The organism is Accumulibacter sp., assembly GCF_016789985.1.
GTDB lineage: Bacteria > Pseudomonadota > Gammaproteobacteria > Burkholderiales > Rhodocyclaceae > Accumulibacter.
On record NZ_JAEUOL010000118.1, the window covers coordinates 1 to 5,111 of the forward strand.

Here is a 5,111-nt window from a genome sequence, read left to right on the forward strand (position 1 = left end):
CAGGCGCTCAACCAGGTGCTCAGCCTGCAGGGCAGCGCACAGCAGATCGGCGGCATCGTGCAATTGATCAAGGAAATCGCCGATCAGACCAATCTGCTGGCGCTCAACGCGGCAATCGAAGCCGCCCGCGCCGGTGAGGCCGGTCGCGGGTTCGCCGTCGTCGCCGACGAGGTACGCAAACTGGCCGACCGAACGACGCATGCCACTACCGATATTTCGCGGCTGGTCAACACCATCCAGGGCGAAACCGTGTCGGTGCAGCAGATCATCGGGCAACTCGCCGAGCAATCCGATTCGTTCAGCGCGCAAGGCAGGCAGGCATCAACGACGATCGGCGACCTCAACGGTCTGGCGACACACGTGGAACGGACGGTTGGCGTTGCTGCGCTGCGCAGTTTCACCGAACTGGTCAAGATCGACCATCTGCTGTTCAAGTTCGATGTCTACCAGGTTTTCATGGGCGTCTCCGACAAGGGGCCCGGCGACTTCGCCAGTCATGCCAACTGCCGTCTCGGCAAATGGTATTACGAGGGCGAGGGCAAGACCGCTTTCTCGCAACTCGACGGTTACCGGGCGCTGGAGACGCCGCATCTCGATGTCCACCGGCACGGACGCAGCGCTGTCGAGTCATGCCGGGCAGGCAACTTCGGCGTCGGGGTAGACGCCATCGAGCAAATGGAAGCGGCCAGCATGAGCGTGCTGCAATGCCTCGAACGAATGGCGCAGGATGGTTCCGCCAGACCGGACCGCCTGTTTGTCGAACGCTGACCCGGCACCGCTGCCCCGCATCTGATGGTCACACGCAACACCCTCGCCACAGCTCGCCACATCGTCGTCGAAGGCCCGATCGGCGTCGGCAAGACCAGTCTTGCGCAGCGCCTCGCCACCCACCTCGACGCGCAACTGCAGCTTGAACAGCCCGAGCAGAATCCCTTCCTGAATCGGTTCTATGAGGACCAGGAGCGCTTTGCCCTGCCGACCCAGCTCACCTTTCTGATGCAGCGGATCGACAAACTGCGCGAAACGTCACCACCGGAAACCGGGCAGCGCCCCCTGATCGCCGACTTCCTGCTCGAGAAGGACGCCCTCTTCGCACGGTTGACGCTCGCCGAGGACGAGTACGCGCTCTACCGTCAGATCTACGCGCATCTTTCCCCACAGCCGGCCCGACCCGATCTGGTGATCTATCTGCAGGCCGGACCGGAAACGCTGATCGCCCGCATCCGCAAGCGCGGCCGCGATACAGAACGCCGCATCGGCGATTCTTACCTCACGCTCCTGACCGAAAGCTACATGCGCTTCTTCCATGCCTACGACGCAGCACCCGTGATGGTGGTCAATTGCGAGAAGATCGATTTCGTCGACTGCGACGATGACTTTCAACTGCTCGTCAAGCGCATCGAAGCCATGCGCGGACAGCGCGAATTCTTCAACCGTGGAGAGTAAGGAGAGCAAGTCCATGTCCACCCACGTTGCGACGCGCCGCCTGACGCATGTCGATCTCGGCAAGATGCGCGCCAATGGCGAAAAGATCGCTGTTCTCACCTGTTACGACGCCAGCTTCGCGCAGCTTTGCGATACCGCCGGGGTCGACGCCCTGCTCATCGGCGACTCGCTCGGCATGGTCCTGCAGGGCCACGACTCGACCCTGCCAGTGACGCTGGCCGACATCGCCTACCACACGGCAAGCGTCGCGCGGGGCAGCCGGCGCCCCCTGGTCATCGCTGACATGCCCTTCGGGAGCTTCCAGGAAAGCCCGCAGCAGGCCCTGCGCAATGCCGTCACGCTGATGGCTGTCGGCGCGCAGATGGTCAAGCTGGAGGGCGGTGTGGACATGGCCGAGACCACCCGCTTCCTGACCGCGCGCGGCATTCCAGTCTGTGGGCACGTCGGTCTGACCCCGCAATCGGTGCACCAGCTCGGCGGCTACCGCGTGCAGGGCCGCGATGATTCCGGTGCCGCGCGCTTGCTCGCCGATGCCCTCGCCCAACAGGAAGCCGGCGCCGGCCTGCTGGTCCTGGAGGCCATCCCCGAAGCGCTGGCAGCGGAAGTCACCGGGCAGCTCTCCCTGCCGACCATCGGCATCGGCGCCAGTCGGCAGTGCTCGGGGCAGGTGCTGGTGCTGCACGACATGCTCGACATCTCGGCCGGCCGGAAGGCACGCTTCGTGAGGAACTTCATGCTTGGTCAGCCGTCGATCGCGGCGGCAATCGCCGCCTACGTCGTGGCGGTCAAGAATGGCAGCTTCCCGGCGGCCGAACATTGTTATTGAACAGCCAGCTCCCGCAGGAGTGCAGCGGAGTGCGCCGGGTGGCAGGAAGTGACCGGGCCAACGGCACGACTCCCGCCCGACCATCTTGAAGAGGTTCAGCAAACTCATGCAGATTCACTCGTCGATCCCCGAACTGCGCAACGCAGTGAAACAGCGCGGCCGCATCGCCTTCGTACCGACCATGGGCAACCTGCACGCCGGCCACCTGGCCCTGATGCGCGAGGCACGCGCCCACGGCGACACCGTGGTGGCGAGCATTTTCGTCAACCGCCTGCAATTCGGTCCGAACGACGATTTCGATCGCTACCCGCGCACCTTCCAGGCCGACTGCGCGCAGCTCGAGGCAGCCGGAGTCGACCTGCTGTTCGCACCCAGCGAAACGGAGCTCTATCCCGAGCCGCAGGAATACCACGTCGATCCACCGGGCATCCAGCATCAACTGGACGGAGCCTTCCGGCCCGGTCACTTCCGGGGCGTCGCCACCGTGGTGCTCAAGCTGTTCAACATCGTGCAGCCGCAGGTGGCGCTGTTCGGCAAGAAGGACTACCAGCAGCTCATGGTCCTGCGCAACATGACGCGCCAGATGGCGTTGCCGATCGAAGTGATCGGCGGCGAGACCGTCCGCGCCGAGGACGGCCTGGCGCTGTCATCGCGCAATGGCTACCTGTCGGCCGGCGAACGCGCCGAGGCGCCGCGCCTGCATCGCCTCCTGCTACGCATCAGCGCCGCGGTGGCGTCCGGTGAGCGCGATTTCGCCAGGCTCGAACGCGGGACGGCCGAAGAACTCGACCGCAACGGCTGGAAGACCGACTATGTTGCGGTGCGGAGACAGTCCGACCTGCAAGTTCCGCAGGTACCCGCAGAAGAGGCGCTGGTCGTCCTCGCCGCAAGCCGCCTGGGCGGTGCGCGGCTGATCGACAACGTCGAAATCCCTGTCACAAGCGGCGTTGACAGGCCGCCATTAGCCGCTACAATTCGCTTCCCCAAACTCCCAAACCGGTGATTCCATGCAGAGAACCATGCTGAAGTCGAAGCTGCACCGCGTCAGCGCCACGCACGCCGAGCTTCACTACGAAGGGTCATGCGCGATCGACGAAGACCTGCTCGATGCCGCGAACATCCGCGAGTACGAACAGATCGACATCTGGAACGTCAACAACGGCGAACGCTTCACGACCTACGCCATCCGTGCCGAGCGGGGATCCGGCGTCATCTCGGTGAATGGGTCGGCTGCGCGACGCGCCGCACCGGGTGACATTCTGATCATCGCCAGCTTCGCGGTGTATAACGAGGTCGAGCTCGTCAAGCATGCGCCGCTGCTGATCTACGTCGATACGCAAAATCGCATCGTGCGCATGGCTGGCCAGATTCCGACGCAAGCCGCCGCTGCCTAGCGGCCGCTCCGGCAGCCGGCCGCAGGAAAAAGCCGTGACCCTGATCACGGCTTTTTCGTTTACAGCGCAGCCGCCCGGCCGCAACAGCTTCCGCAGCTCACACGCCATCCACCAGCGCCCCCGGCTTGCGCGGGCGCCGCGGCCGGCTGGCCGGCTTCCTGACCGGCGGCGCCTCAGCCGCATCGCCGGCCAGCGCGTCTTCGGCAGGCACGACCACCGCCGCCGCGGCCACAACATCAGGCACCGGCATCTCCACTGCCTCCCCGACCGGTAACACCTCATCCCGCAGACCAGTCACTGGCTGCGGCAAATCGACCGCCGGCAGGTCGTCGTGCAGCGTCGGCGCCAGGCTCTCGCTCGAGGCGGCAGCCGACGGCTCCTCGACCGGCCCACCGGAGACCGCCTGGTTGCCGGCTTGCCGGTTTCCCTTGGCCTCGCGCAGCCGCTTGCCGGCTTTGTCGGCCGGCTTGCGGCGATTCTCCCCCTTGCTGCGACGCGCGCTCGACTCGTCGACCGGCTCGCTGGGCGCCTCAAGGCTTGCGCTCGCAGGTTCCGACGAGATGACCGACAGCGGCTCGGTCAACGCCTCAACCGGCACTTCCGGAACCACTTCCGGACACGCCACGACACCATTCCGACGAAAGACATAGGTTCCCGATTTCTCGTCACGGCCGATTTCGAGCAGACCGCGCGCCTGCGCCTCCTCGAGCAGATTGCCAAAGGCCCGGAAACCATAGTACGACTCGTTGAAATCGGGCTTGCGCCGCTTGATCGCCTCCTTGAGCATCGAAGCCCAGATCTTGCCGCTGTCGCCCCGCTCGTCGACCAGTGCATCAAAAGTGGCGACCGCCAGTTCGATCGCCTTGCTGCGGCGTGCCTCGAGTTCAGCCCGGCGTTGTGCATCCTCTTCCGGCGTGCGCCTGACCACCGCCTGCGCTTCCTTCGAGTCGCGCCGGGCCGAGCGCTGCATTTCGCGCACCAGGTCATCGTAGAAGATGAACTCGTCGCAGTTGCCGATCAGCAGGTCCGAAGTCGACTGCTTGACGCCGACACCGATCACGTATTTGGCATTCTCGCGCAGCTTCGAGACCAGCGGCGAGAAATCCGAATCACCGCTGATGATAACGAAGGTATCGACATGCGACTTCGTGTAACACAGATCGAGCGCATCGACGACCAGCCGGATGTCGGCCGAGTTCTTGCCCGACTGACGCAAGTGCGGGATCTCGATCAGCTCGAAACTGGCCTCGTGCATGGTGGACTTGAAACCCTTGTAGCGCTCCCAGTCGCAATAGGCCTTCTTGACGACGATACTGCCCTTGAGCAGCAGGCGCTCGAGCACCGGTTTGATATCGAACTTGTCATACTTGGCATCACGGACGCCCAGCGCGACATTCTCGAAGTCGCAATAGAGTGCCATGATGGCGGTTTCGGGTGCGACGGCC

General features: G+C 64.4%; 6 protein-coding genes. 5 read left to right on the top strand and 1 reads right to left on the bottom strand.

Annotation, left to right across the window (positions count from 1 at the left end; genetic code table 11):
• The 5 genes from JNK99_RS06910 to panD all read left to right on the top strand — a co-directional run.
• Nucleotides 1-768, top strand: a 768-nt coding sequence (locus JNK99_RS06910; RefSeq protein WP_291850582.1) for a methyl-accepting chemotaxis protein, incomplete at its 5' end; no start/stop codon positions are given.
• A gap of 24 nt (nucleotides 769-792) precedes the next feature.
• Nucleotides 793-1,446 (top strand): deoxynucleoside kinase, encoded by a 654-nt coding sequence (locus JNK99_RS06915; RefSeq protein WP_291850585.1) that lies wholly within the window; start codon nucleotides 793-795, stop codon nucleotides 1,444-1,446.
• Nucleotides 1,447-1,459: 13 nt separating this feature from the next.
• On the top strand, nucleotides 1,460-2,272 hold the full coding sequence (panB, locus tag JNK99_RS06920; protein WP_291850587.1) for a 3-methyl-2-oxobutanoate hydroxymethyltransferase: 813 nt from the start codon (nucleotides 1,460-1,462) through the stop codon (nucleotides 2,270-2,272).
• Between the two features lie 106 nt (nucleotides 2,273-2,378).
• The gene (panC, locus tag JNK99_RS06925) at nucleotides 2,379-3,275 is read left to right on the top strand and encodes a pantoate--beta-alanine ligase (protein WP_291850590.1); all 897 of its coding nucleotides are present in this window, start codon (nucleotides 2,379-2,381) and stop codon (nucleotides 3,273-3,275) included.
• Nucleotides 3,276-3,279: 4 nt separating this feature from the next.
• Nucleotides 3,280-3,666, top strand: coding sequence for an aspartate 1-decarboxylase (gene panD, locus JNK99_RS06930; RefSeq protein WP_291850593.1), 387 nt, complete (start codon nucleotides 3,280-3,282; stop codon nucleotides 3,664-3,666).
• A 97-nt stretch (nucleotides 3,667-3,763) separates the two neighbouring features.
• Here panD and JNK99_RS06935 read toward each other — a convergent pair.
• Nucleotides 3,764-5,111, bottom strand: a 1,348-nt coding sequence (locus JNK99_RS06935; protein ID WP_366518723.1) for an NYN domain-containing protein, incomplete at its 5' end; no start/stop codon positions are given.

Coding starts and splice junctions, on each gene's coding strand:
- JNK99_RS06915 (WP_291850585.1), top strand. CDS start 793: ATGGTCACACGCAACACCCTCGCCACAGCTCGCCACATCGTCGTCGAA.
- panB (WP_291850587.1), top strand. CDS start 1,460: ATGTCCACCCACGTTGCGACGCGCCGCCTGACGCATGTCGATCTCGGC.
- panC (WP_291850590.1), top strand. CDS start 2,379: ATGCAGATTCACTCGTCGATCCCCGAACTGCGCAACGCAGTGAAACAG.
- panD (WP_291850593.1), top strand. CDS start 3,280: ATGCAGAGAACCATGCTGAAGTCGAAGCTGCACCGCGTCAGCGCCACG.